24 protein-coding genes, 1 pseudogene and 2 riboswitches are annotated in these 25,159 nt (G+C 41.8%); of the genes and pseudogenes, 8 read left to right on the top strand and 17 right to left on the bottom strand.

Features of this window, described 5'->3' with window-relative positions:
- Window positions 1-5: 5 nt before the first annotated feature.
- The 12 genes from dhaM to V7654_RS20615 all read right to left on the bottom strand — a co-directional run bounded on the left by dhaM (window position 6) and on the right by V7654_RS20615 (window position 12,916).
- Entirely contained in the window at window positions 6-401 is a 396-nt protein-coding gene (dhaM, locus tag V7654_RS20670) for a dihydroxyacetone kinase phosphoryl donor subunit DhaM (protein WP_335432728.1), read from the bottom strand.
- Window positions 398-1,024: a dihydroxyacetone kinase subunit DhaL gene (dhaL, locus tag V7654_RS20665; RefSeq protein ID WP_335432727.1), complete on the bottom strand. Its 627-nt coding sequence runs from the start codon at window positions 1,022-1,024 to the stop codon at window positions 398-400. Before dhaL ends, dhaM begins: the two co-directional genes overlap by 4 nt.
- An 18-nt stretch (window positions 1,025-1,042) precedes the next feature.
- On the bottom strand, window positions 1,043-2,038 hold the full coding sequence (dhaK, locus tag V7654_RS20660; protein ID WP_335432726.1) for a dihydroxyacetone kinase subunit DhaK: 996 nt from the start codon (window positions 2,036-2,038) through the stop codon (window positions 1,043-1,045).
- Between the two features lie 104 nt (window positions 2,039-2,142).
- On the bottom strand, window positions 2,143-4,170 hold the full coding sequence (locus tag V7654_RS20655; protein ID WP_335432725.1) for a sigma 54-interacting transcriptional regulator: 2,028 nt from the start codon (window positions 4,168-4,170) through the stop codon (window positions 2,143-2,145).
- Between the two features lie 144 nt (window positions 4,171-4,314).
- Window positions 4,315-5,982, bottom strand: coding sequence for a glycerol-3-phosphate dehydrogenase/oxidase (locus tag V7654_RS20650; RefSeq protein ID WP_335432737.1), 1,668 nt, complete (start codon window positions 5,980-5,982; stop codon window positions 4,315-4,317).
- A 222-nt stretch (window positions 5,983-6,204) separates the two neighbouring features.
- Window positions 6,205-7,695, bottom strand: a complete 1,491-nt coding sequence (gene glpK / locus V7654_RS20645; protein ID WP_335432724.1) for a glycerol kinase GlpK — start codon at window positions 7,693-7,695, stop codon at window positions 6,205-6,207.
- Between the two features lie 98 nt (window positions 7,696-7,793).
- Complete coding sequence (locus V7654_RS20640; RefSeq protein WP_335432723.1) at window positions 7,794-8,618, bottom strand: MIP/aquaporin family protein; 825 nt, start codon at window positions 8,616-8,618, stop codon at window positions 7,794-7,796.
- A 230-nt stretch (window positions 8,619-8,848) separates the two neighbouring features.
- A complete protein-coding gene (locus tag V7654_RS20635; RefSeq protein ID WP_335432722.1) occupies window positions 8,849-9,394 on the bottom strand; it encodes a glycerol-3-phosphate responsive antiterminator in 546 nt (181 codons plus the stop codon).
- 218 nt (window positions 9,395-9,612) lie between these two features.
- A complete protein-coding gene (locus V7654_RS20630; RefSeq protein WP_335432721.1) occupies window positions 9,613-10,791 on the bottom strand; it encodes a toxic anion resistance protein in 1,179 nt (392 codons plus the stop codon).
- Complete coding sequence (locus V7654_RS20625; protein WP_335432720.1) at window positions 10,788-11,450, bottom strand: 5-bromo-4-chloroindolyl phosphate hydrolysis family protein; 663 nt, start codon at window positions 11,448-11,450, stop codon at window positions 10,788-10,790. The genes V7654_RS20630 and V7654_RS20625 overlap by 4 nt, the downstream gene beginning before the upstream one ends.
- Before the next feature lie 227 nt (window positions 11,451-11,677).
- Complete coding sequence (locus tag V7654_RS20620; protein ID WP_335432719.1) at window positions 11,678-12,226, bottom strand: transposase; 549 nt, start codon at window positions 12,224-12,226, stop codon at window positions 11,678-11,680.
- Between the two features lie 258 nt (window positions 12,227-12,484).
- Window positions 12,485-12,916 (bottom strand): VanZ family protein, encoded by a 432-nt coding sequence (locus tag V7654_RS20615; protein ID WP_335432718.1) that lies wholly within the window; start codon window positions 12,914-12,916, stop codon window positions 12,485-12,487.
- Window positions 12,917-13,454: 538 nt separating this feature from the next.
- A riboswitch (cyclic di-GMP riboswitch) is annotated at window positions 13,455-13,545 on the bottom strand.
- 190 nt (window positions 13,546-13,735) lie between these two features.
- Between V7654_RS20615 and V7654_RS20610 the strand changes: the two genes are divergently transcribed.
- From V7654_RS20610 to V7654_RS20595, 4 genes are all read left to right on the top strand, one after another.
- Window positions 13,736-14,200 (top strand): hypothetical protein, encoded by a 465-nt coding sequence (locus tag V7654_RS20610; protein WP_335432717.1) that lies wholly within the window; start codon window positions 13,736-13,738, stop codon window positions 14,198-14,200.
- Window positions 14,201-14,256: 56 nt separating this feature from the next.
- A riboswitch (cyclic di-GMP riboswitch) is annotated at window positions 14,257-14,340 on the top strand.
- A 21-nt stretch (window positions 14,341-14,361) separates the two neighbouring features.
- On the top strand, window positions 14,362-14,499 hold the full coding sequence (locus V7654_RS20605; protein WP_335432716.1) for a hypothetical protein: 138 nt from the start codon (window positions 14,362-14,364) through the stop codon (window positions 14,497-14,499).
- Window positions 14,500-14,954: 455 nt separating this feature from the next.
- Window positions 14,955-15,455, top strand: a complete 501-nt coding sequence (locus tag V7654_RS20600) for a matrixin family metalloprotease (RefSeq protein WP_335432715.1) — start codon at window positions 14,955-14,957, stop codon at window positions 15,453-15,455.
- A 21-nt stretch (window positions 15,456-15,476) separates the two neighbouring features.
- Window positions 15,477-16,034 (top strand): hypothetical protein, encoded by a 558-nt coding sequence (locus tag V7654_RS20595; protein WP_335432714.1) that lies wholly within the window; start codon window positions 15,477-15,479, stop codon window positions 16,032-16,034.
- Window positions 16,035-16,135: 101 nt separating this feature from the next.
- Here V7654_RS20595 and V7654_RS20590 read toward each other — a convergent pair whose 3' ends face one another.
- Window positions 16,136-17,014 carry a helix-turn-helix domain-containing protein gene (locus V7654_RS20590; protein ID WP_335432713.1) on the bottom strand — a complete coding sequence of 293 codons (879 nt, stop codon included), beginning with the start codon at window positions 17,012-17,014 and terminating at the stop codon, window positions 16,136-16,138.
- 161 nt (window positions 17,015-17,175) lie between these two features.
- On the opposite strand from V7654_RS20590, the gene V7654_RS20585 reads away from it, so the two are divergent.
- The 4 genes and pseudogenes from V7654_RS20585 to V7654_RS20570 all read left to right on the top strand — a co-directional run bounded on the left by V7654_RS20585 (window position 17,176) and on the right by V7654_RS20570 (window position 20,102).
- Entirely contained in the window at window positions 17,176-17,307 is a 132-nt protein-coding gene (locus V7654_RS20585) for a hypothetical protein (protein ID WP_335432711.1), read from the top strand.
- A gap of 118 nt (window positions 17,308-17,425) precedes the next feature.
- A pseudogene (locus tag V7654_RS20580) lies at window positions 17,426-18,151 on the top strand (HD-GYP domain-containing protein); the annotation flags it as partial.
- 419 nt (window positions 18,152-18,570) lie between these two features.
- Window positions 18,571-19,242, top strand: coding sequence for a C40 family peptidase (locus V7654_RS20575; protein ID WP_335432710.1), 672 nt, complete (start codon window positions 18,571-18,573; stop codon window positions 19,240-19,242).
- A gap of 296 nt (window positions 19,243-19,538) precedes the next feature.
- The gene (locus V7654_RS20570; protein ID WP_335432709.1) at window positions 19,539-20,102 is read left to right on the top strand and encodes a 3D domain-containing protein; all 564 of its coding nucleotides are present in this window, start codon (window positions 19,539-19,541) and stop codon (window positions 20,100-20,102) included.
- Between the two features lie 120 nt (window positions 20,103-20,222).
- Here V7654_RS20570 and V7654_RS20565 read toward each other — a convergent pair whose 3' ends face one another.
- The 4 genes from V7654_RS20565 to V7654_RS20550 form a co-directional block, all read right to left on the bottom strand.
- Window positions 20,223-21,125: a DL-endopeptidase inhibitor IseA family protein gene (locus V7654_RS20565; RefSeq protein ID WP_335432708.1), complete on the bottom strand. Its 903-nt coding sequence runs from the start codon at window positions 21,123-21,125 to the stop codon at window positions 20,223-20,225.
- 144 nt (window positions 21,126-21,269) lie between these two features.
- The gene (locus V7654_RS20560; protein ID WP_335432707.1) at window positions 21,270-22,955 is read right to left on the bottom strand and encodes a DL-endopeptidase inhibitor IseA family protein; all 1,686 of its coding nucleotides are present in this window, start codon (window positions 22,953-22,955) and stop codon (window positions 21,270-21,272) included.
- Window positions 22,956-23,057: 102 nt separating this feature from the next.
- Window positions 23,058-24,434 (bottom strand): sensor histidine kinase, encoded by a 1,377-nt coding sequence (locus tag V7654_RS20555; protein WP_335432706.1) that lies wholly within the window; start codon window positions 24,432-24,434, stop codon window positions 23,058-23,060.
- Window positions 24,435-24,436: 2 nt separating this feature from the next.
- Entirely contained in the window at window positions 24,437-25,141 is a 705-nt protein-coding gene (locus V7654_RS20550; RefSeq protein ID WP_335432704.1) for a response regulator transcription factor, read from the bottom strand.
- Between the last annotated feature and the right edge of the window lie 18 nt (window positions 25,142-25,159).

The following is a 25,159-nucleotide window of genomic DNA, read 5'->3' as shown; positions in this document are numbered from 1 at the left end:
CTTGGTTACCTCATAACCTTTTGCAGATTCTTTGCTCCTTCAGCGGAAGCGATGACATCGTCTAGACTGCTGCCAATCCCTGACTGGATTACAGCGGCATACGCACCCTCTACAAGCGGAGCATCAGCGATTTTAATATTCTTAAAATCAGCCATCATTTCAAGTGCCATTTCGGCATTGATCAAGGCGCTGCCTAAATCAAACAGCACAGCAACTCCCTTTTCAGAGTATACAGCTTCAATAGCCTGCTTAATTTTAAATACGTCCGTTCCGATTTCATTTTCACTTGTTCCTCCTGCTGCAGCGATCGGAACACTTTGCTGGATTTGATTTAACAGTCCCTCTAGCCCCTTTACAAGCTCAGAACTGTGAGATAATAATACGATTCCTACATTGGTCATAGTTGAGCTCCTTTGCAAACTTTAGCTAATTCGCTGAAAAAGAATTTGGATGAAGCAGCACCCGGATCGATATGTCCGACAGAGCGAGGACCAAGATAGGATGCACGGCCTTTTTTGGCTTCAAGTTCCTTCGTGCCTTCCATTTTTTCCTGCGATAATTGGATAAACTCATCCCAATCCACATTCTTTTCGTGCTGCTGCAAATATTCGATTGCCGGGATCCAGACATCAAGCATGGTTTTATCCAGCAAACTAGCCTTTCCCCGCAGCTTTAACCCTTCGAGGGCTTCCGCCAATGCAGACGCGAGTTCTACTGAAGAAACTTCCTGTTTATCCTTTAATGGGGCAGCAGCTTTTAAAAAAGCTGTGCCATACAACGGACCAGAAGCACCGCCTACTTTCGACAGGAGTACCATCCCGGCATCTTTAAATAAGCCTCCTAAGTCATGGTATTCTACTGCTTCAAGCCTCTGACTTAATTCATGAAAGCCTCTTGCCATATTGATTCCATGGTCCCCATCCCCGATCGCCTGATCAAGCTCCGTCAAATACATCTTTTCCTGCTGATAGACTTTATTCAGGCTGGTTAGCCATGTTTTAGCATCTTCCACTCTAAACGGCATAAAAGCGTCTCCTTCGAGTTATTTCTTAAAAGCAACGGTGTCAGCTGCTGCATCGAGCAGTTCAGTCAATTGCTCATCCAAATTCAGCAGTGTAATGGAGCAGCCTGCCATCTCCAGTGATGTCATATACTCGCCGATAAAGGTTTCACGCACGGCAATCTTCATTTCTTTTAAAACAGCAGAAACTCTATTGTTAATAATATATAACTCCATTAATGGAGTAGCTCCGAGCCCATTAATCATCACGGCAACTTCGCTGTTTTCATCGAGCTGTAACTGGTTAACTATTTTATTAAGCAGAATATCTGTAACCTCATCAGCAGTTTTGATTTCGCTTCGTTCAATCCCTGGCTCACCGTGGATCCCCATGCCGATTTCCATTTCATTTTCGCCGATTGAAAACCCTGGCTTCCCAGCAGCGGGAACCGTACATGGCGTCAAGGCCATTCCCATGGAACTTAAATTGGCCACAACCTTGTTTGCAAACGCTGCCACTTCTTCTAATGATGCACCCGTTTCCGCCAATGCTCCTGCGATTTTGTGAACGAAGACAGTTCCTGCGATACCGCGTTTGCCTATTGTATATGTAGAATTTTCGACTGCTGCGTCGTCATTTACGATTACTTTTTCAACTGCAATGCCTTCGGCTTCTGCCAATTCTGCGGCCATTTCAAAGTTCATCACATCACCAGTGTAGTTTTTAATGACTAGCAGGACACCTTTTCCGCCATCGACTGCCTTGATTGCTTCAAACACCTGGTCGGGAGTAGGAGATGTAAAAACTTCACCAGCTACCGCCCCGTCAAGCATTCCCTTGCCGACATACCCTCCATGGGCAGGCTCATGACCGCTTCCGCCGCCGCTGATGATGCCGACTTTCCCTTGGACAGGAGCATCAGCACGGACAACTACATTTGTTCCCGGAACTTGTTTTACCTTATTTGGGTAGGCTGCCACAAAACCTGCAACCATTTCTGAAACAACACTTTCAGGCTGATTGATCAATTTTTTCATTTTGAACCCTCCTTTTTTGTTTCAATTTATAAGTTGCAAGAAGCATGCCAGAACGTTTTCATTGATTGTTCAAGGAAGGCTGGTCATTATTCAGGTATTTTTTATCAAGTGTGCTGATAATTTCTCCCAAGCATATGATCAAGGTTGTATTTCCTCAGTTTGCTGGCGGCTGTTTTATGAGTAATCCCAAGGGCTTTTGCCAACTGATTATAACTAGGGTAAAATTGGACGGCATGTTCAAAGATGTGTTTCTCGTAAGCTTCTAATGTTAAAATGTCATGGTTAAAATCGAATTGAAGATTGGTTTGGCCCTGGTTCAATATATATTCCGGCAAGTCCCGGCAATAAAGGGTTTCATCACCTGTCAATGCAGCGGTCCGTTCAATGGCATTCTGCAGTTCCCTGATGTTCCCTGGCCAGTGATAGCTGCCGAGCGATTCTAAAAACCCCTTCTCATAAAGCTTGATATTTTTTCCCAGCTGGCTATTATAATATTTCCTGAAGTGCTCAACCAACAGCGGTATATCACCTTTTCGATTCCTCAAAGGCGGCAAATGGATTGGAATGACATTCAAACGGTAATAGAGGTCTTCCCTGAATTTTTTTTCGTCCATCAATTTATACAAGTCTTCATTTGTAGCTGCAATAATCCTGACATCCAGTTTGATTGTTTTATTTCCACCAACTCTTTCAATTTCACGCTCCTGAAGCACTCTAAGGAGCTTGGCCTGAAGATCGATATCAAGGGTGCCGATTTCATCAAGAAAAATCGTTCCTGAGTTGGCGAGCTCAAATTTCCCCTGGCGCGTTTTATCCGCACCTGTAAAAGCACCCTTTTCATGGCCGAACAATTCACTCTCGATTAGATTGCGGGGGATCACGGCACAATTGACCCGGATGAATGGTTTGTTTTTCCGATTGCTTGAATCGTGGATTGCACGAGCAACAAGCTCCTTTCCCGTTCCGCTTTCACCGGTGATTAAAACAGTGGAAATGGTTTTCGAAACCTTATTGGCAACCGTCAGGCTCTCAACCAATGCTCCGCTTCGTCCAATAATCGAAGAGAACGATTCATCCAATTGCAAGTGTTTAGAGAGCTCCTCTTCAAGATATTTCGTTCTCTCTTCCATGACCTCAAGCTTCTTCATTAACAACTTCACTTCATTGCACGGGCTGAGTGAGACAACAGCTCCATGAAACTTTTCATCTATTAAGATCGGATTCACTTTTACAATATAGGATTCATTTTGAATAACTTGTATATCATTGTAAAAAGGGGATTTTCCTGCAGCCAGACCAGCCCATGCCTTTTTTCCAATTAGCTTTTCTACAAACCGCTCCTCCCTTATTCCCTCGAGGAGCTTGTCCATTTGATCATTCATGTACATACAGCTGCCGCTAATGTCAGTAAGTGCAATAAAATCTGTTACAGAATCAAGAACCAGGTTCAGCTTCTCTTGAAGCTCTCTTTCTCTTCTAAGCTCGGAATTTATCTTTTCAAAATCGGTTATATCCTGAAATATTGCTACTGCTCCAATGATTTTTCCATCGAGAAAGATAGGAGCCCGATTTGCCAGGATCGTATGCTTTTTCAGCATCTGTTTTTCTGCAAATCTGGTTTCCCCTGTTTGGAGGATTTCATGCAGCTTAGAATGAGGTATAACTTCAGCAGCACGTTTGTTTAACAGCTGATAAGCAGGAATTTCTAAAAGCCTGATGGCCGAATCATTAACAAAGGTAATGATATTTTGGCTGTTAACCACAATCATCCCACTAGGCAGGTTGGAGACTGCTTCCTGCATAATCACAGAGTTTTCCATTAGCAGCCTGTCCGCTTCCAGCTCCTGCATATCCACTTGTTGTGTTTCTGTAAAAAAAGCTCTGATATCATCTTCCAGTTTAGGAGGAATCGGCTCTTCAAACTGCAGCATGATGTTGTCTCCCTGCTTAACTTTAAGGGAAACGAGCGACAATAGATTTGTAACACCCACACGCCGGCCCTGGTATTCAACAAATATCTTTTTCAAGATCAGTTCATCATTCACTGCATTCTGCAGCAGCGCTATAAAAGATGCAGCACTTCTAACATGCAGACCATTTTTCTGGTAAACGTGAATGGCCATTTCATACATAGAATTACTCCCCCCGTGCAGCTTTCTATGAAAAAACCTCCTATTAAAAGGAGGTTTATATTGATAGTAAGGTTATATGCAAATTTTATCACAAACATTTCCACTTTTTCACAGGCAGCTTAAATGTTATCGAGATGTAATCGATCAGAGACCCACTAATGCTACAGGAGTAGTTGCTTTTTGAATCTCGTGATCGAGTTCAGCTTCGTATCTTTCTTTTCCTTCCTGTGACCAATTGAACACATCCGCCATATAGGAACTTACTGTTTCTCTAGTTTGATGGACTTTAGTGATATCAAACAGCAAGTCACCTGTTCTCCTAAAATAGAAATCAACCAGCGTTGCAACTAACTCATGCTCGATTCCATAAACCAATTTCGCAAAAGTTAGTAATGGCAGATTGAATTTCTCTGCATCTGTTTTTCTCTCGCTTACCAGATCAAAAACTTTTCCAGCATTTGAACCGTAAAATTCAGCCAGGTGCTTTGCTTCCTCTTTTGATAAACCAGCTTTTACTCCATTCTCAGCAGCAGACATAACAAACCGGGCAAAATTCTCGGAACCGCCAAAATCTCCCCCGGAAATCGGCAGATGTTTCGTTTGGCTAGGTTTGAGCTTACGGCCTTCTTCAGTCTCAAATTTGCCAGCCACAAGGTCAACAATCGTTTCGGCCATTTTACGATAACCAGTCAATTTCCCGCCGGCAATCGTAATCAACCCTGACTCAGATTCCCAGATTTCATCCTTTCTCGAAATTTCGGAAGGACCTTTACCCTCTTCATGGATGAGCGGGCGAATCCCTGCCCAGCTGGATTCAACATCTGCAGGCTTAGCTTTTACTTCAGGGAACATGAAGTTAATCGCATTTATTAAATATTCCATATCAGATTGCGTCATTTGGGGATTTGCTTTGTCTTCGTCATAAAACGTATCAGTTGTGCCAACATAGGTTTTGCCGTTACGCGGGATTGCAAATACCATTCTCTTGTCAGGCGTATCAAAATATACCGCCTGTTTAAGCGGGAAGCGTGACTGGTCGATCACGATGTGAACGCCTTTTGATAATATCAGGCTCTTGCCTTTCTTTGAACCATCCTTTTCACGGATGCTGTCGACCCATGGTCCAGTAGCGTTAATGATTTTTGCAGCAAAAATCTTGTACTGTTCTCCTGATAATTGATCTTTCACTACAACTCCTGTGATCCGGCCGTTCTCATAAATCAACTCTTCGACCTTGGCATAATTTAACGCCGTTGCGCCTTTTTCAACTGCCGCCTTCATGACCTCGATTGTAAGCCGTGCATCGTCTGTCCGGTATTCAACATAATAGCCGCCGCCCTTTAACCCCTGTTTTTTGATAAGCGGCTCTCTCCGAAGTGTTTCTTCCTTGGAAAACATCTTTCTTCTCTCGCTCTTTTTTACGCCGGCTAAAAAGTCATACACACGAAGGCCGATTGATGTTGTAAAGCTGCCAAACGTACCTCCCTGGTGAAAGGGGAGCAACATCCATTCAGGAGTCGTAACGTGCGGGCCATTTTCGTATACAATTGCTCTTTCCTTCCCGACCTCGGCCACCACCTTAACGTCCAGCTGCTTTAGATAGCGAAGGCCTCCGTGGACGAGCTTTGTAGAACGGCTTGAAGTACCTGCCGCAAAATCCTGCATTTCCAGAACTGCAGTGTTTAGCCCTCTCGTTGTTGCATCCAGCGCAATCCCCGCACCTGTAATCCCGCCGCCAATTACCAGTAAATCAAATTTATTTTCGTTAAGTTTTGAAATGAGATCCTTACGTTTTAAATTCGTGAACATGATGTTTTCCTCCTTAAAACAGGAAAAGAGACCACGAAAAACATCACCAATCAGATGGTAATGCTTCGCGGTCTCTCCAGATCTCCTGCCGTTTTATTAACTTGTAATTATTGTATCAAATTTCACGTTAAATTGGAAATGTCTGAAATGCGAACTTTTCAAAGTGCTCTTTTATATTTTTTTACGGCTTACTGCAAGTAACAGCTCTTTTTTTACGATTAGAGTTTATTTAAATGCCATTGCAGCCTTCACAGCTTTTTTCCAGCCGCCATACAATTGGTCACGGTCCTCATCGGACATTTTTGGTTCGAAAGAATGATCAATCGCCCACTGTGTCGCGATTTCCTCCTGGCTTTCCCAGTAGCCTACAGCAAGGCCAGCAAGATACGCCGCTCCCAATGCTGTTGTTTCGTTTACAACAGGTCTTTCAACCGGAACATTCAAAACATCGCTCTGGAAATTCATCAAGAAATTGTTCATAACTGCTCCGCCATCAACACGAAGTGTCTTAAGCTCGATTCCTGAATCAGCTTCCATTGCAGATAAAACGTCCTTAGTCTGATAAGCAAGGGACTCCAAGGTTGCACGAACGAAATGCTCCTTGCTAGTACCGCGTGTAAGTCCGAATACCGCACCTCTTACATCACTGTCCCAATATGGGGTTCCAAGGCCTACAAATGCCGGAACGACATAAACACCATCAGTTGATTCAACTTTTGTTGCATAATCTTCGCTATCCTTAGCGTTCTTTAACATTCTTAATCCATCGCGGAGCCATTGAATCGCAGATCCAGCTACGAAAATACTTCCTTCAAGAGCATATTCCACTTTGCCGTTCAAGCCCCAGGCAAGTGTCGTCAATAGTCCATGCTCTGACTTAACAGCTTTTTCACCAGTGTTCATCAGCATGAAGCAGCCTGTTCCATAAGTATTCTTCGCCATTCCTTCCTCAAAGCACGCCTGACCGAACAATGCAGCCTGCTGGTCACCAGCTGCACCTGCGATTGGAATCTCCTGGCCAAAGAAATGGTAAGCGACTGTATTAGCATAAACTTCAGAAGATGGCTTTACTTCCGGAAGCATGGATGCAGGAACTCCAAGAATGTCCAAAAGCTCCTCATCCCACTTAAGGTCATATATATTGAACATTAGCGTGCGCGAAGCATTGCTATAGTCCGTAACATGGGCACGTCCGCCGGAAAGCTTCCAGATCAGCCACGTATCAATCGTACCAAATAACAGCTTTCCATCTTCAGCTTTCTGTCTTGCTCCATCTACATTGTCAAGGATCCACTTCACTTTTGTACCTGAGAAATATGCATCAATCAAGAGACCTGTTTTATCCCTGAAAAGGTCATTGTGGCCTTGCGCTTTTAATTCATCACAAATTCCGCTTGTTTGTCTTGATTGCCAAACAATTGCATTGTAAACAGGCACTCCTGTTTCCTTATCCCATACAACCGTCGTTTCACGCTGGTTGGTAATACCTATTCCCGCTATTTGTTCAGGCTTAACATTCGATTCTGATAAAACTCCAGCAATTACAGCTAAAATTGAACCCCAGATTTCATTGGCATTGTGCTCAACCCAGCCTGGCTTTGGAAAGTGCTGAGTAAATTCCTTTTGGGCAACATGGACAATCTCTCCATCTTTGTTGAAAAGAATCGCCCTCGAGCTAGTCGTTCCTTGGTCTAAAGATAGAATGAACTTTTCCATTAAATATTTCCTCCCCTTATATTCGGTCAAACTCCGGCTAATACGAGTCTCATTGTAGACTAATTCATCAATTTACCGGAGTCTGAGCCTTTTTTTATTTATGCACCAATTTTAGAAACATCCATTTCGTTTGCTTGTTTTTTCCCTGCTATATAAGCTAATGCAAGACTTACTGCCACTATACCAGTTACCACCCAAAATGTCGTTGAAAGGTCACCGGCAAAGAACGCTTGATAAAATACAGCTCCCATTGCCCCTCCTAACAGTGGTCCCACAACCGGAATCCAAGAGTAACCCCAATTCGAACCACCTTTGCCAGGGATCGGCAGGATGAAATGCGCGATTCTCGGTCCAAGGTCACGTGCCGGATTAATCGCATACCCTGTTGTACCTCCAAGTGACATTCCAATTACTACAATTAAAAGACCTACTGCAATAGGGTTTAAACCCTCTGTGAATTTGTTTGCTCCAATAAATAATAATCCTAAAACAAGAATAAAAGTGCCGAAAACTTCACTGAATAAATTTGAAAACGTATGCGGAATTGCCGGTCCTGTAGCAAAAACACCTAATTTTGCGCCTGGATCTTTTGTTTCCTTCCAATGCGGCAGATAATGAAAGAATACTAGAGCAGCACCGATGATTGCACCGATCACCTGGGCAAGCATATAGGCAGGGACATCTGCCCATGGAAATGAACCATTTACTGCAAGCGCGAGAGTAACTGCCGGATTTAAGTGAGCACCACTTATCGATCCAACTGCAAACACTGCCATTGTAACCGCAAGTCCCCATGCAATTGTAATGACGATCCAGCCCGCATTGTTAGAATAAGACTTTTTGAGTGTTGAGCCTGCGCCAATACCGGCACCAAAGACAATCAGAATCATCGTTCCAATCACTTCACCCATAAATGCTGACATACACAATTCCCCTTTCGTGTGTCCCTAATGTTTTATTATTGCAATTTAAAATTGCGAACGACAAAAAGGAGATTCACAACAGCATGCCTAAATAAGCCCAGGCATTTCTGTGTGAATCTCCTAATCTCCGTCACAATGTTAACTTGTATTTGAAGTATACAGAATAATGAAAACGCTGTCAACGGGTTTGTTTCATAATTTTATTTTTTATTTTTCCAACAGTAACTATATTATACAAAGTGCTTCCATATCTCTTTTTTTGATGTTGTCACGGCGACAGCTCCCGCATTTAACGCGTTTTCCACATCCTCAACACTTCTGATAAACCCGCCGGCAAAAAGAGGGATTTTTACTCTTTCATTTACTTCGCTTATGAGCTGGGGCACCACGCCCGGGAGGACTTCAATAAAATCCGGCTGTGTTTTCTCAAGGAGTTTATAGCTTTTTTCCATCGCATGAGAATCCAATAAAAACACCCTCTGCACAGCAATAATGCCCTTCTGCTTCGCTTTTAAAATCACATTTGATTTAGTCGAAATCAAACCATACGGCTTATACTCCTGACAGATAAACTCTGTAGAATAATCATCACTCTTAATCCCGTGGATCATATCCATATGATAAAGCATCTTCTTCCCGTTCGTCTCCGCCATCGCATTCACATGCTTCAGCTGCGCGATATGCATTTCAAGAAAAACCCCAATCTCATATGGACTTTTCAAAAAACGCTCAAAATCCTTCATGTTAGAAGAAGCAGGCAGAATCTTTTGGTTCATAACTCTCATCCTTTTTTGTCTCATAATGTTTCAATGATAGGGCGAAACCATCCAGAAAAGCAAGAACATCACGATAGAGAGAAATAAAAAAAAGGCCCAGTCCCGAACTGGAGACCGACCCTTTAACACTTTAAAGCGTTGGGGGTCAGACCCCCACTCCTGTGATGCGGTGAAGCGCCGGGGGTCAGACCCCCGGCACTTCACCGCATTAACGCGCTTTAGTTTCCTTTTATTTCAAGCAGCTTGACTCTCAGTTCGTTCTCCATCACGGCTAGGTCTTGCTCGGCCATGCGGCGTTTTGTACGGCCTTCTTCCTGGATTCGCAGTGTTTCCTCCAGTGTGGAGATCAGGTTTTCCTGGGTCTTTTTCAAGGTTTCGATGTCGACCAGGCCGCGTTCGTTTTCTTTGGCTGTTTCAATTGTGTTGGTTTTTAGCATTTCTGCGTTTTTCAGCAGCAGGTCATTGGTTGTTTTGGAGACCTGCTTTTGTGCTTCAACAGCATGGCGCTGCCTGATCAATGTCAAAGCAATCGCAACCTGGTTTTTCCAAAGTGGAATCGCCGTTACGATTGATGATTGGATCTTTTCGACGAGCGCTTGATTCGTATTCTGGATCAGCCTGATTTGCGGCGCGCTTTGAATTGTAATTTCACGGCTTAATTTCAAATCGTGCAGCCTTTTATCAAGTCGGTCGGCGAACTGGATCATGTCGTTGACTTCCTGGAACTTCATCTGATCATTCGTTTCCGCTGCAGCCTTCTTCAGCGCAGGAATCGTTTTTTCATGAAGCTCTTCCAGCTTTATTTCACCTGCTGCGATATAAATATTCAGCGCCTGGAAATATTCTTTATTCGTTTCATACAATTTTTCCAGCATGCCAATGTCAGATAACAGAACGTTTTTGCTGCGGTCGAGCTTTACACTGATTCGATCGATCTGAGCTCCGGTTTTCTGATACTTGGACAGCACTTCCTGTATGGTACCGCTCACTTTTCCGAACATCCTTGAAAACAATGAAGGCTTCTCGGCACGCAATTCATCAGGGCTCACCTGATTCAGATGCTTCATCAAGTCGCTGATAATATCGCCGATTTCGCCTACATCCTTTTTCTGCACATGTTCAAGCATTGCATGCGAGAACGACAGTAATTTACCCTGTGCCTGTGTTCCATACATGATCATCGCCTGGTGGTTCTTCGGGTCAATCTGCTCTGCCAGCTGATAAGCCTTTGCGCGATTTTCTTCCGGAAGAACGTCGACCAGTTTTACCGGCCTGCTTTCCTGCTCATGGCTAACTGCTTTCATAGCAAGATCCCCTTGCTCACCGAAAGGATTTGCCAGGATATCATCCATGATATTGCCACTGTTTTTTAATAAATCGAGGTCTTTCTCGTTCATTTTTTCGTCCTCCATTTTCCATCAAGGTATTTCGTTTCTTTTGCCGAATTCAGCCTATGCTTGGCTACATCTATCTCAAAATTCAAATGGTCATAATCATCGGACAGGACATGGTAGAGATCTTTTTCAACAACACCTGTCATATCAATCAGGGTTCTCTGCGTGTCTTCCAGCGTGTACTGCATATCTCGATTCACCTTAGATTGTGAGGTTAGAAAGGCATACTTCTCTGTAAGTTCAAGGACAGAATCCAGATGTGAAAAATAAAACTGCTCCGCCTGGTAAAATCGCTTTGGTTCCTTTTTGGTGAGGTTATAAATATTCCGAATCATCCGGATCAGTTCCATTCGCTGCTTCAGCGACCTGATATGGCGGATTGAAAACTGGACCTTTTGCAGGCGATTGATTTTCATTTTTGCCTCATCAAGATTTTTCTTTATATATTTATATTCCCTTCTCGTCAGGCCATGTTTTTTCAAAAATCTGGTCTTCATAAAGCTGCCGAGACCGAAATAAACCAGCCCTCCAGCTGCGATCGCAATCAGGGAAGACACACCGAATGTTTGATCAAATCCAGTATAGGTGAGGAGCCAAACAAACATTGTTGCCGGGATGGCTGCCAAGGTGCGGACAAAAAATGAAAGAATCGGGTTCATCATCAATACACTCCTTCATGGAATCCTTCCTATGTATACGATTGACACACGGTCAACGTTTCACTTTATTCCATACTTCCATATTACCCATAAAAACTCCTGCTTTTAACGGACTGGGAATGTAAAGGTTTCTAAGACCTGAGACTGATTTTTTTATAAAAAAAACCACCCCATGGACGAAAATCAAATGGAGTGGTTTAGTGTAAAAAATAATCAACCAGATCATAATCTCACTTTATAAGTGCAATTTCGTTTTCTATTATTCTCCTATAATGATCTTTTTTAGGTTCAGGGAAGTAGGAAAGGATTCTTTCAGTTGAGATATGGGGATTATGGGCATCAGATGCATACGCGGAATAACTGCTCCATTTGTAACGAGCCGGATCCTGAACGATATCGCCTTCTACCGGATTCAAGTGGATATATCTGCTGGCGTTAAGAAAATATTCAGGCGAGTCGACCATTGCGGATTTATAGCGCCCCTGGAAGACATGTCCGACTAAGTCGTGACGGTAATTAAAATAGATTCCATAACGGGAGTTCAGCATTTTCATAATGTCCTGCGGATGATGGTTGATGGTTTCTAGCAGAAGATGAAGGTGGTTTGTCATCAAACAATATGCGTGGAGAGTGAATGGGAAGTATGTGCGGGTATCTTCAAGCAAATCCATGTACTTAAGTCGGTCTTTGTCATCTATGAATATGGACATTTGCCGATTACCCCGATCAGTAATGTGATAGACCGCGCCGGGATACCAGTTGCGTGGTTTACGAGACATAAATTACAGCTCCTTTATATTAGATTCATCTTTACTAAATGATTGTTAAACCTGACCTCCCCTCTCTTTAAATCTAATTAATTATATCATCATAACGAAACAAACGAATAGCTGCCGCTTCTTCCGTTTTGTAAAATTTCACCCTTCCTTTAAATTCTCATGATTGTAAAATGCACCCCACCACCGCTTTAAAGCATCGGGGGTCTGACCCCCAACACATTAACGCATCACCACGCCGGGGGTCTGACCCCCAGGGGATTAACGCTTTAGAGTAGTGGAGTTTTGTCTTTTGGTTATTAGAGTCTGGAGTAATGATACTGAGCCTATACCTATGGCTGCGCCGATTAGATCGAATGCTACGTCAAAGAGTCTTCCTCCTCTTGATAAGTACAGCTGCAGGACTTCTGTCAGCATGGCAAAGCATAAGCTAAATAGAATCGTTTTATCTGTACTTGTCTGCATTTTTAATAAGAAGCCCAGTATGACGAATGCGAATAAATGCCCGACTTTTTGTAATATAAAAGGTTCTGTAAGCTCGATTGGGAGTCTAAGAAATAAATCTTCAAATTCAGGCTTTGAAGTCCAGGAAAAATATAGTTGAAGCATATTGTTCTCTAACTCGAATCCTGTCGTACAAGTCATCAGGAGCACCGCCATAGTCCAAAAGGCTAGCAGAAGGCTTTGAATCAAGGAAAATCACCCTTTTTACCTGCCATTAAAAACACGGACAAGGAACTTCATACTAGATTCAATCCCGAACAATGTCGTTTCTTATCGAGAACACTTTATTTAAATACGTTCTTTATTTGGATAAAATAAAATTAACACTTTTTGGGAGGAGTCTAAAAATGCCTTTGCTTCATATGAAGGAAGTCTATACACCGCTCAAACTTATCGGGATTAAAGTATTTAAGTGCAAAGAGGGCCACACTTATATTAAATTTTGGAACAAGCCCCGGAAAAGAATGTCCAATTAAATACTGCATACATTAAAAACGAGCAGACATAAAGTCTGCTCGTTATATTTTTGATACTAGAAAAATAGCTTGCGTGCCGTGATAGGCTGCCCTTTGCTGTAATTGAACTCTTAGTTTCTTACAAAGAGCATCTTGCATCAAAGCCTCGTTATGCTTTTGTAGATATAAATGAAATTTGTACCTGAATTTTAACATTGTTTTTAACACATTGGCTTCCTCCTTTTAGCCACATAAATCGCAGGAGAGTCGTGTTCGGAAACTGGCTGACGTAGTTGAATAGTTGCAACATTAGTCCCTGTAGTTTTGCGTCACCACTTTTCAATGGCTTTGCCCTTATCGTACGAATTATGTGTTATATTTTGAAATTACCAAATTTAAACACATCTGTTAAGGGACTTTAGACCTATGACAATAAAATTGTTAATTACTTTTTACTACCCCTCTCTCTCCTTTTCCAAACTCCTTTCTATAGAATAAAACACCAAAGTAGGACATATGCTTTGAAGAACTTCTTTATTAAGGAGTTGTTACTATGATGAAAAGGCGGCTTCAGTTTCCGATCATCCCTATATTTATAGGTGTTTTTTTGATCGCTTTCCTATTAATTATTCTGCGGGTATTCCTATTCGGGTCCTCTAATGAAGCAACAGAAACAGTTGAAAAATTTTATGAATATGAGCAAGAAGGCAATTTTTCAGATTCGTGGAATCTTTTTCATCCTTATATGAAACAAAAATTCACTAAATCAGCATTTATCCAGGATCGGGCTCATGTTTTTATTGGTCATTTCGGTGCAGAAACCTTTTCGTACGAAATCAGTAAAGCTGAAAAATTTGATAAGTGGAAACCAGCGGATGGACAAAACGTTGTTAAAAATGGGTATAAAATGGTCGTTACCCAAAAATATAATGGTAAGTATGGTAAGTTCAATTTTCAGCAGGAGGTTTATGTTGTTAAGCATAAAGGAAAATGGGCCATTTTATGGGACTATAATTAATACCAAAATATTTTCCCTAAAAATATCTTTAAAGTTATAATTTAATAGCCGATATAAATACATAAAGGCAAAATCACTGAAAAGTGATGACGCAAAGCTATAGGGGCCTCCGTCTAGGACAAGGCCAGCCAGCTGCCATCAATCACAAAGGAGAAATGTTGATGTCTACTTATACTTGGCTTACGCCAGAGGAGAAGCAAAGAAAGAAAAAAAGAAACAAAGCAATCATGTATGCTTCCCTATTGCTGTTATCCGTAGTTTTAAGCGCATTTGTGACAATCCTAGCTAATCAAATATAAACCTCTAAAAAAGATCTCAGCATCCGCTGGGATTTTTTTTGTCCTCATATCACCCCCACGAATTAACGCTTCACTGCACTGGGGGTCTGACCCCCTGGATATTAACGCTTTAAAGCGCCGGGGGTCTGACCCCCACCACTTCACTGCGTTAAAGTTTTTTTCTTCCTTTTGTATGAATATTTTTCGTTGTAAGGGCTTTCTTTTTGGGGGTGTGGGTTTGTTTTTTTGAATTTTATATATTTCCGTCAGATTATTTTCTCTTAAAATCGTGACAAAATTCATATTTTACTCTAAAATGCTCCGTTTTTCTACTTTGTAAACACTTATGAGAATATTTAAACAATATAATTTCCCATCCTGCTATACTCCTCTTATAGGTTGGCCAGCCTTTACATCTTGTTATTCACACTCAGCAGAAATGATCGAAATTATAAAGATTAAAGGTGGGATAAGAAATGAAGAAATTCATTAAAAGAGGAATTATTGCTGGAGCTTTGAGTTTAATGCTTCTGCCAGCAGCTGCTTCTGCTCATTTTCTAGGCTACGATTCAGTTGACGGAAAGGAAATTCGCTGGGGTACTTACCATGGTTCTACAAAATGGACTACCGCTCGAGGTGCGGCAATTTCAACCTGGAACGGCCTGAATCCAATCAATATCCTTGGAGATACATCAACTACGATAGAAGACCTTTCTTTTGTTGATGCGAACCGCTCTGATGTAACATGGGCTGGTTTATACAGCAGTTTATCAGGTGCAGACAGAATCCAGCTGAACAACTATTACCTGAATGACTATACAGCTGCTAAAAGACAGAACGTCTTCACTCACGAGCTAGGACATGCTCTTGGTTTGGCACACAGCTACTCCGATCAAATTATGTACGCCTATGTAACCTCCAAAACAAGCTTAGGCTCGCACGACACATCTGACTATCATTCCCTTTGGGGCTATTAATTTAAAGGAGGAACCGCGAATATGAAAAAGATAACTTTCACTCTAACTCTTGCAGCCGTCATTACAGGAGGATTCTTGGGAGCAAATTACCTAAACAACGGACAGGCAAATGCAGATAACGTCATCACATTGGAAGCTCACGCAAATTTCATTGACGATTTTTCAGATAAAAAGAAGCTCGTTGGTGCAACTGACAATGTCTTCCTTGGAAAAGTAGTAGAACAAGCTGGCACAAAATCGCTTGATGGCGGCCCGGAAACTCAATTTACTGTTGAAGTCATTACAAATGTAAAAGGAAAGCTATCTGGTCAAGTCCTTGTGAACCAGCAGGGCGGTTACCAGGAAAATTCCGAAGGACAAACTGAACTTCTTCTTATTGAAGACGACCAGCTTCTCGTGCCAGGTGAAACATATCTATTTGCCACAAGATACTTAGAGTCTGAAAATTGGCATACAGTAGTGCCAGCTTTCGGCGATATCAAAATCGATAGCGAAGCTAAAAGGTCTGATTTAATGAAGGCTTTTAAAGAGGCTTATAAGAATGAAGTCGTTCCTGGGGATTTAAAAGATAAGAAATAAGTGTTGCGGCTAAGGTGTAGAATCATTTCTACACCTTTTTACTTTCTGGCTTGCTGCAGGTTGTCCAGGATTGAAATTTACAGAGCTCAGCTCCCCCCTTATCACTGCCTAAACAGCGCCAGCTTATCCTGCACCATTTGGATGTAGCTTTCTTTTTCATAAAGGGCAAAAATCGTTCCGGCTTTTTGGAGATGCACGATTCCCTGGGATACATCCCCGCGCTCTGCATAAATGAAACCCTTTTGGTATAAAAGCTCGCCCAATAAATAGCTGGACTCCTTCTCAAGCGCCAGATTTATTCCTTTATTCGCGACGTTCAATGCTTCATGGTTATTATTCAGTTTGTAATAGATCTTGCTCAAATTATAATAAATGCGGATCAATATCGTAAAATCCATTGAATAAAGCGCCCTGCTATAAATCTCCTGGGCTCTTAAAAAGGAATTCTTCGCTTCTTCCCATTCCTCCTTTTCCCCATGAATGATCCCGATGCTATTGATGATTTGAATATCCTGTTCGGTCGCCTGGATGGAGTCCTTCATATCCAGCGCTTCCTTCAGAACCTCGATTGCTCTCGATGAATCATTTTCCAAATAATAAATACAAACCCCTCTATGCCAATGGATAAATTGACGTTCTTCTATATTTTGAAAGCTCGGATGCTTCTCCAGCTTATTGATCAGCCGTCTTACTTCCTTATAATCTTTCTTTTTTATGTGCTCCCGAACGAAATTTTTTGATTGAGAGACAAACTCGTAATGCTCCTTTGAGATTTGGTTGATGAAATGGCTCGTGTTGATGCCCAGCCTTTCTGATATTTTTACTAGTGTGTGGATATATGGACTGATTTCACCCGTTTCAATCTTGCTGATTTGCGATTGGCTGCAAATTCCGCTGGCTAAGTCTTTTTGACTAATCCCAAGCTTCACTCTGATCGAATGTATCGATTCTCCCAGATTTTTAAAATTAAATTCTTTCATATGTAAATCTCCTAACCTACTCAAAATATTCCTATAAGAATATTAGCGATTGATAAAAAGTGATTTTATTAGAAAAATCGCATAAAACTCCTCAATATGACATTACACCCTAAATACCTATAAAATTCGAACATGGTATATTTTACTCAGGAGGGATTAAGATGAAAAAAATATCAAAAGTATTATTTGGAATCGCAATTATAGGTATTATGTCATTAAGTATTCCTATCGCACAATCGGCTGTTAACGCCGCTGGCCCCATCGAAAATGTCGATTTGCCATTCGAACATTAAGAAAATCTTGTTAAGTTAATAATAACCTTAAAATGAAAAATATGTAAAAATATTATCTGACGCGTTGTTGAAGTAGCCACGCGTTTTTTTATTTCCTATAAAACTATTATCAACTTGAATCTATGATATTGCCGAACTTTTAAATAAAGCAGATCAGGCGCTTTATTTTTCAAAAGCACAGGGCAAAAACATGGTCCATGTCTATGAAAAGGACGATTTGACTTTAGACTCAGCTAAATCTTTCGAAAAACAATTTGAAGAAGCTGAGCAGCAATTAAAGATCTTTTTATCAAAGGATATTTACACATACCGCCACAGTAAAAGGGTATTTCAATACTCAGTCGTTTTTGCCAGGAAACTGGAGCTATCGGAGCATGAACGCCGCATCTTTACGCTTGGCGCCCTTGTCCATGATATCGGGAAGCTGGAAATCCCTCGTGATGTCATAAATAAGAAGGGCAAGCTTGATCCTCATGAATGGGAAATGGTCAAGAAGCATGTTATCTGGGGAAAAGAAATCATTTCTACCAATAAAGAGCTTCAGGAATTGATCCCGCTAGTCGAGCTCCATCATGAACGCTACGACGGAAAGGGTTATCCGCACGGCTTAAAAGGAGAAAGCATTCCGAAGCTTGCCAGGATGCTCTGCATCATCGATTCCTTTGATGCCATGACGACAGAGCGTCCTTACCAAATAACGAAAAGCTTTGCCGAGGCCATCGAGGAACTTCGAGCTTGCGCCGGCCAGCAGTTCGACGCCTACTACGCAGAGCAGTTCATTGAAATGATTGAACAGCAGTATGATTTAAATAGAAATAATGAAAGAGAATTGGTTAGTGTATAGTCCCCCTTTTTTAAGGGGGTTTTATTTTGTAAGTTTATAGCGATGTTAAGCTCAGGTTTGGAATGGGATTTGGTTAGCAGGGTGTGATATCTTTTTTATTTATGATGACAAGATTATTATTACAAATTAGATTACAAGATTCTCTGATGGACCTAGCAAAACACCATTTTGCTAAAAAAATATTAATTTTTATACCTGTTCAACATTTCGACACTATCTTTTCGGGGATTTTTTCTATAAAACGAAATTGGATATAAATCCAGTATTATCAAGGTTTTTGCCATATTTCGCTAAGGTTTTTTCTTCCTTTATCGGTATATGTCGGGATTTGTAACATTATTGTAATTTGTCTGTTATTTGTTTGTAACCCCTTTCGTTCTATACTAGGTTTAACATCTAGCAATCGGGGGTAAACAACTTTGTTTAAGAGAATTTTAGCTTCAACTGTGCTCTTCTCAATACTTGCTACTGCCACTCCGTCAATGGATCAAGCTTCAGCTGCTGGTACCGCTTATCACGTAAATGTAAGTACCGGCACATTAAATGTTCGTAATCAACCATCAACCACTGGTAAAGTGATCGCAACACTTGCAAAAGGCTACAATGTGACTGTTAGCAGCCAGGGGAATGGATGGGCAAGAATTTCTTTCAATGGAAAAGTCGGATACGTAAGCTCAAAATATATCGCTTCCGGAAGCACTGTAACAACAGCTTCTACCGTCAGCAGTAACTATAAGTCAAAAGCCATCTCAATCGCTAAAAGTAATATGGGTGTTAGATATGTATGGGGTGGAACGACTCCAAGCGGTTTTGATTGCTCAGGGCTAGTTACATATTCATTCAACAAAGCTGGATACACTAAGCTGCCTCGTACAGCTGGTGAAATGTTTAATGCAGGTACAAAAGTAACGGCCTACCAGCCTGGAGATCTGCTATTCTATGCAACTAGCGGCGGATTGAAAGTAACACACGTTGCAATTTATATTGGCAATGGACAAATGATACATGCTGCAACTTCGAATGGCGTTTCTATCACAAGCATTAACAACACCTACTGGAAGCCAAAATTCATGGGTGCTAAAAGAATATAAATGATTGAAGGTGGCTGATGAGGCCACCTTTTTTGTTGATTTTTCTCTTCCTCTAATTCCCCGATCAGAAATTTTCCCACATAAAGAGGCCTTTCATTTTCTTCTTTTATTAGATTTTACTAGCGATTTCAATGCCTTTTCTTCCATTTTTATAAATTTACAGCACTATCCGGAGATTTTTCCTAATATTACATGTTTGAAACCGTATTGTAATATAAATAGTTTCCCAATGTAACATGGTTGTTATATTAAACTGTTAATCTATTCCTAGCAAAGAAGATAAAGGAGATTAGAACTTGAAAAAAACTACTATTAGTTTCATCACTGCACTTGTTCTACTATTCGGTGCTTCAAATGCCACTTTAGCCGCTGGAAATACATATCAAGTAAAAAAAGGCGACACCCTTTGGTCAATCGCTAAAAAGAATAACCTAACTGTTTCACAATTAAAGTCATACAATAAACTTAGTTCAGATAAAATTAAACCAAACCAAGTCTTAAAAGTTTCTGCTGCTGCGAAAACTGCTGCGAAAAAGACGACTGTTAAAGCTAAGGCACCTGCATATAAAGAAATCACTGTTCGTGCAACTGCATACACAGCAAGCTGCAAAGGCTGCAGCGGAATCACATACACTGGCATCAACCTGAAAAAGAACCCTAACGCAAAGGTCATTTCAGTAGATCCTAAAGTTATTCCATTAGGCTCAAAAGTATACGTACCAGGCTACGGCGAAGCAATCGCAGCCGATAAAGGATCATCCGTAAAAGGCAACAAAATCGACGTCTTCATCCCGAACAAACAAAGAGCCCTCCAATGGGGAAGCAAAACAATCAAAGTCAAAGTTTACATTAAAAATTAATAGAAAACATATGTAAGAGAGCTGTGCTGGTATGCCGCAGCTCTTTTTTTATATTAAATCGCTTTAACGCATTACCTCACTGGGGGTCAGACCCCCGGCGCTTTAGAGTGTTAAAGTTGCTTACATTTTTATATCGGCAATCTTGTATTGCATTTCTCCTGTGTTTCGGATAGTGAAGGTCAGTTGGTTTAGGCCAGACTTTAGTTTTCCTTTGTAGTTTTTGGCTAGTTCTACGTATATGGTTACTTTGAAATCGACCAGGTCGTCTTTTCTTGTTCCTTCTTCCATGTTACGAAACTCTACTTTTGTAATTCCTTTTTTGAACTTATCAACGTTAAGCAGGCTTTTCTTGATCAGCTGGTCTTCGGATATACTTGTGTCAATTAGCAGATATTTAAAGAATACGAAAGCTGGATTGATATTTCCAGGCACATTCAAGTTTATTGTATGACTGTAATCGAGTTTGCTGATCTTCCAGCCGTGTTTAGGCAAATAGTTTGCACTTAATTTGTAAGCTGACACTTCTTCAGTTTCACCAACTGGCACTAAAAGAGTATAGACTCTTTCTTTTCCGGAAACTTCATCAAACTTAACAATTGCCTTATCCCACTGTAGCAACGTTCCCCCATCAGCTTCTGGCTGTGCCATTTTCCCTTTATATTCAAGGATTCCCTTCTCCTTGATGAACCGCTTGGCGTACGCTGGTGTGACACTTTCATTCAGGTAGGCCATCAGTTCTTTGTTTGTATCGATATCTTTTGAAAGGTAGCGATAGTATGAACCTTTATATTCGAAGGATCGATATTCTCCATTCTCATAATTGCCGCCGTTTTGGACGTACGTTTGTTTTTTCACCCATTCATTTGCCATGGCAGCGATTTCCTTGTGGGTTACTTTCTTTTTTACAATCGATGTTTGAGCGATCTTCGGACTTTCCTTCGCAAAAGACTCCTGTGCCGGTAATGCTGAGATTCCCAGCATCGCAACGGCCAAACCTGTGATCAACAATGTTTTTACCTTCATTTTCAATTACCTCCAATTTGTTTTTTGCTCCTTATGCTCTTATTTTATAACCTCGCCAGAAGCCAAAAGTTACAAATTGGTAAACAGATGATTGAAATGTGGTAACATTTTTTGCAAAAAAAGAAGCAGCTTTTAGGCTGCCGCTTACAAAGTAATTGGATTAGATGAAATCCTCCATCCTTCTGCTGTTTTCTTAAGAACCACCGTCACAGTTTCAAATACCAGGCTGTTGCCAAGCGGAACACTCAAGTCATATTGCACTTCCGTTCCAAGATTCTTCACCTTTAAAACTGTCGCTCTGCTATAATTCAGCAGCGACCCGCCATCCGCATTCGGCTGCGCCAGCCTTCCCTCATGCTCAATAACGCGTGCGCTTTCCATAAAACTCCGAATTGCTTCCTTTGTAAAAGAAGGCGCCAGATAAGCATTGAATTTTTTCATCGTATCGAGATCTGCACCCAGGTAGCGATAGTCCATGTCGTCCACTGTAAAATTCTCAATAACCCCTGATTCCATTTTTCCGCCCATACCAACATAAACATATTTTTCATACGCTTCATGCACTTTTTTTATTAAAAGTGCATCCTCCATGACGGTATATTTGGAAAAAGGCGAACCTAACCGAATACTTCCGATCATTTCATCCGCTAAAGCACCTGCGTGATTATACATTACACTCAAGTTTTCCTTGACGTCATTTCTGCGAATACCGTAAACTAGCTGTTCATTTTCCGCAATCATCTGAAGAGGGAACTCCTCCCTCATGATAAACTCCTGAGCATATGCTTCAATCGCGAACAGCAGCCCTTTTTTCTTCCCCTCGGTAAAATAAACATTCATAACATATTCATTCACTTCACCTTCCTGCGACTCAATCGAAATATAAGGATACAAATCCCTTGGTATGTTCATCGTCAGGTCAGCAAGCGGCTCATAATACAGTACATCCGCTTCTTTTCGTTCACCTAAACCCGCTTCGATCTTCTTTTGTAAAAGTTCAAAGTCCTTCCAGCTTGGAACGGAGATACTTCGCTTCATACCTTGACTAAGAGCCAGTTGGGCATCATCTGGCATATCAGCCTTCAGATATGTCTCAGCCAGGTAATACCAATAAAATGCAGCATCCGGTACCTCTTTCGTCCGTTGTTCATAATACTTTGCAACCTGTCTAAAATAAACCGGAGATAGGTCTTTATCAGCTTTGAGAGAATCATCCTCCCACTTCAGCACATCGACGGTATACACATCTTCCATTTCCCTTTGCCAAACAGCCAGACTTGGCTGGTCAGCGCCAGTAAGAAGATCAAGCTCATGGTATTTTTGCTGAGCGATTTTCTTAAATCGTTGATTTTCCCAGCTGTAAATATCGAGCACGCCCCCGGCCGAAACGCCCATTTTCCACCCAACCAGTAATTCCGGTCTGCCATCACCCGTAAGGTCCTCAGCACTTCCCCAGCTGACCTCATAACCTGGGCTTTCAAAATCCGCGATCTTCGTCCACGTCTCGTCCTGCTTCTGCAACACAATTGCACCTGTTTGATCTGCACGGAGATTGGATTTATAAAAGGCAATGATTTCTTTTTTTCCATCATTATTAAAATCGGCATGGATGATTGAATCGCTGCCGACAGGTTCGTCAGGCACATGCAGGGATGTTCCGGTTGGAAGGTGCCTCTTAACAGTTTCGAGTTGATTACCCGATGACTCATCCGTCGACTTAGCTTCACCCGGTGCCTGAATGAGACTCACCGGCTCGGGGAAAAAATTGCAGCCTCCCAGCAGTATACACGCCAAAATCAGCGTCACGGATTGCCTCCGCTTCCTTTTCATATTGATATCCTCCGCCTCTCTTCCTTTAATTCGAATTTACCGGCAATAGGAAGAGAAATCTCTCTTATTCTTTTAAAAAAAGGTTACAAATAGGTTAATAGGCTAATTGATTGGAAGAGTTATTTCCACGGTCGTACCCTTACCAACCTTACTCTTCAATTCAAAAGTTCCATTATGTGCATGGATGATTTCCTGGCAAATCGCCAGGCCCAAGCCTGTTCCCGATGCCTTCGATTTCCCTTTTTGAAACTTTTCTTTTATTAAAGGAAGGTCTTCATTAGAGATTCCTTCGCCTGTATCTGTTATGTGGATTTCGGCAGTTTTGAATTGGCCGATTTCAAGAGAAATGATGATTTCTCCACCGCTCGGGGTGAATTTCAAGGCATTGTCGATAATATTGATGAACACTTGCTTCAAGCGGCCAGCGTCCCCTTTTATAAAAGCATCCTCAACAAATGCGGGGATCAGCTCAACCCCTTGTCTACATGCCCTAGGATTTAACTGGCTGACGACTTGTTGGAGTGTTTCTTTTAGCGACAGTTCTTCAAAGTTATACTTCACTTTTCCTGCTGACAAGCTTGATAAATCAAGCAAGTCACCTAACATATTGGAAAGACGTTCACTTTCATTAGAGATAATCTGGAGTCCCTCCTGGAACGTTTCATCGGTGGACATCGTGTGCAGGGTGATTGCCCAGCCTTTTACAGAAGTAAGCGGCGTTCGGAGCTCATGCGATACCGAGGCGATGAATTCATTTTTCATCTGTTCATGCTTTTCCACTTCCTCGGCCATGAAATTGAGCGTGTCTGTAAGCTTGCCTAGTTCATCGTTCTTCTGTTTTGCGATTCTCGTCGAAAATTTACCGGAAGCCATTTTTTCCGCAGCAGAGGTAATGGCACTCACAGGTTTGGTGATTGTATTTGCTAAAAAGTAGCTGATCAAAGCTGCGATCACAATGACAAAGAGGCCGATCGCCATCAGAATGAGCATGTTTTGGAAAAGTACGTGATTGATTTGTTCCATCGAGGTAGTGAGTCGGATTGCGCCATAATTATTCCCCTCTATCATCATCGGCTGGGTAACAGTCATCACTTTTTCATCATTCACTCTTCCTGTAAAATAACCCGTCTGCCCAGTTAGTGCTGCTTTTACATCGTCTAGCTGTCCGACATCAGATTGCGCGTTATTATGCGAATCGGCTACTAGCTTCCCGTGGTGATTGAGCAGCTGGACTTGTGCGCTGATTAAAAAATTATATTGCTGAAGGAACAGGGGGGCTTTTTCCTCAAGCAAGCCATCCTTGAGCTCCTGTTCATGAAACGAGATGAACATGGTGCCCTGGTCTCTTAGTGTTTGTTGGACTCCTTCTATATAATAAAAGCGCAGCGCTGAAAGAATCAGGGTTTCAAACATCACGACAGTCAATACAATAAGTATTAAATAGCTCCAAACGAGCCTTCCTTTGATTCCTGTTTTCATTGTCAGGCTCCGCCCTCTTGGAAGCAGTATCCGAAGCCCCACATAGTAATCAGGTATTTAGGATTGGACGGGTCATCCTCCAGTTTTTCACGGAGTCTTCGCACATGAACATCGACTGTTTTTGGGTCGCCAAAATAATTGGTGCCCCAGACCTCGTCGAGCAGTTCGTTTCTGGTAATTGGCTGATTGATTCGTTCGAAGAATAGCTTCATGAGCTGGAACTCTCTTGCCGTAAGTTTTAATGGAGTGCCAGACTTATATACTTTAAGAGTTTTTAAATCTAATATGTACGGTCCCATTGATAGCCGTTCGGATGACGTATCTTGAGTGGCAGCTGGAGTTGTTCTTCTGAGAACGGTCCGGACTCTGGCCACCAATTCAAGAGGATTGAACGGTTTGACGATATAGTCATCTGCCCCAAGTTCGAGACCCATAATTTTATCCATGTCCTGACCCCTAGCGGACAAAATGATGATCGGCAGCTGCGGATGCTTTTCACGCAGCTTGGTACAGATATCAAAACCATCCATATCAGGCAGCATCAAATCAAGAATCATAATGGAAGGCTTCTCCTCCTTAACCAGCCGAAGAGCAGACGCCCCATCCCCCGCCTCCACAACATCAAAATTCGACCGACTCAAATTAAAACAAATCAACCGCCGAATCGGCAGCTCATCCTCCACAACCAACACCTTACCCTCACCCATCACCGCATCACCTCATCG

It is taken from the genome of Bacillus sp. JJ1609 (assembly GCF_036967045.1).
Lineage (GTDB): Bacteria > Bacillota > Bacilli > Bacillales > Cytobacillaceae > Mesobacillus.
This window is presented reverse-complemented; position numbering and strand designations above follow the sequence as displayed.

Bases quoted from the DNA above. Each gene is read 5' to 3' on its own strand.
- V7654_RS20565 (WP_335432708.1), bottom strand. From the start codon at position 21,125: ATGAAGGTAAAAACATTGTTGATCACAGGTTTGGCCGTTGCGATGCTG.
- V7654_RS20550 (WP_335432704.1), bottom strand. From the start codon at position 25,141: ATGGGTGAGGGTAAGGTGTTGGTTGTGGAGGATGAGCTGCCGATTCGG.
- V7654_RS20635 (WP_335432722.1), bottom strand. From the start codon at position 9,394: ATGAACCAAAAGATTCTGCCTGCTTCTTCTAACATGAAGGATTTTGAG.
- V7654_RS20655 (WP_335432725.1), bottom strand. From the start codon at position 4,170: ATGTATGAAATGGCCATTCACGTTTACCAGAAAAATGGTCTGCATGTT.
- V7654_RS20640 (WP_335432723.1), bottom strand. From the start codon at position 8,618: ATGTCAGCATTTATGGGTGAAGTGATTGGAACGATGATTCTGATTGTC.
- glpK (WP_335432724.1), bottom strand. From the start codon at position 7,695: ATGGAAAAGTTCATTCTATCTTTAGACCAAGGAACGACTAGCTCGAGG.
- dhaL (WP_335432727.1), bottom strand. From the start codon at position 1,024: ATGCCGTTTAGAGTGGAAGATGCTAAAACATGGCTAACCAGCCTGAAT.
- dhaM (WP_335432728.1), bottom strand. From the start codon at position 401: ATGACCAATGTAGGAATCGTATTATTATCTCACAGTTCTGAGCTTGTA.
- V7654_RS20600 (WP_335432715.1), top strand. From the start codon at position 14,955: ATGAAGAAATTCATTAAAAGAGGAATTATTGCTGGAGCTTTGAGTTTA.
- V7654_RS20585 (WP_335432711.1), top strand. From the start codon at position 17,176: ATGAAAAAAATATCAAAAGTATTATTTGGAATCGCAATTATAGGTATT.
- V7654_RS20555 (WP_335432706.1), bottom strand. From the start codon at position 24,434: ATGAAAACAGGAATCAAAGGAAGGCTCGTTTGGAGCTATTTAATACTT.
- V7654_RS20630 (WP_335432721.1), bottom strand. From the start codon at position 10,791: ATGAACGAGAAAGACCTCGATTTATTAAAAAACAGTGGCAATATCATG.
- V7654_RS20590 (WP_335432713.1), bottom strand. From the start codon at position 17,014: ATGAAAGAATTTAATTTTAAAAATCTGGGAGAATCGATACATTCGATC.
- V7654_RS20605 (WP_335432716.1), top strand. From the start codon at position 14,362: ATGTCTACTTATACTTGGCTTACGCCAGAGGAGAAGCAAAGAAAGAAA.
- V7654_RS20610 (WP_335432717.1), top strand. From the start codon at position 13,736: ATGATGAAAAGGCGGCTTCAGTTTCCGATCATCCCTATATTTATAGGT.
- dhaK (WP_335432726.1), bottom strand. From the start codon at position 2,038: ATGAAAAAATTGATCAATCAGCCTGAAAGTGTTGTTTCAGAAATGGTT.
- V7654_RS20625 (WP_335432720.1), bottom strand. From the start codon at position 11,450: ATGATGAACCCGATTCTTTCATTTTTTGTCCGCACCTTGGCAGCCATC.
- V7654_RS20595 (WP_335432714.1), top strand. From the start codon at position 15,477: ATGAAAAAGATAACTTTCACTCTAACTCTTGCAGCCGTCATTACAGGA.
- V7654_RS20560 (WP_335432707.1), bottom strand. From the start codon at position 22,955: ATGAAAAGGAAGCGGAGGCAATCCGTGACGCTGATTTTGGCGTGTATA.
- V7654_RS20620 (WP_335432719.1), bottom strand. From the start codon at position 12,226: ATGTCTCGTAAACCACGCAACTGGTATCCCGGCGCGGTCTATCACATT.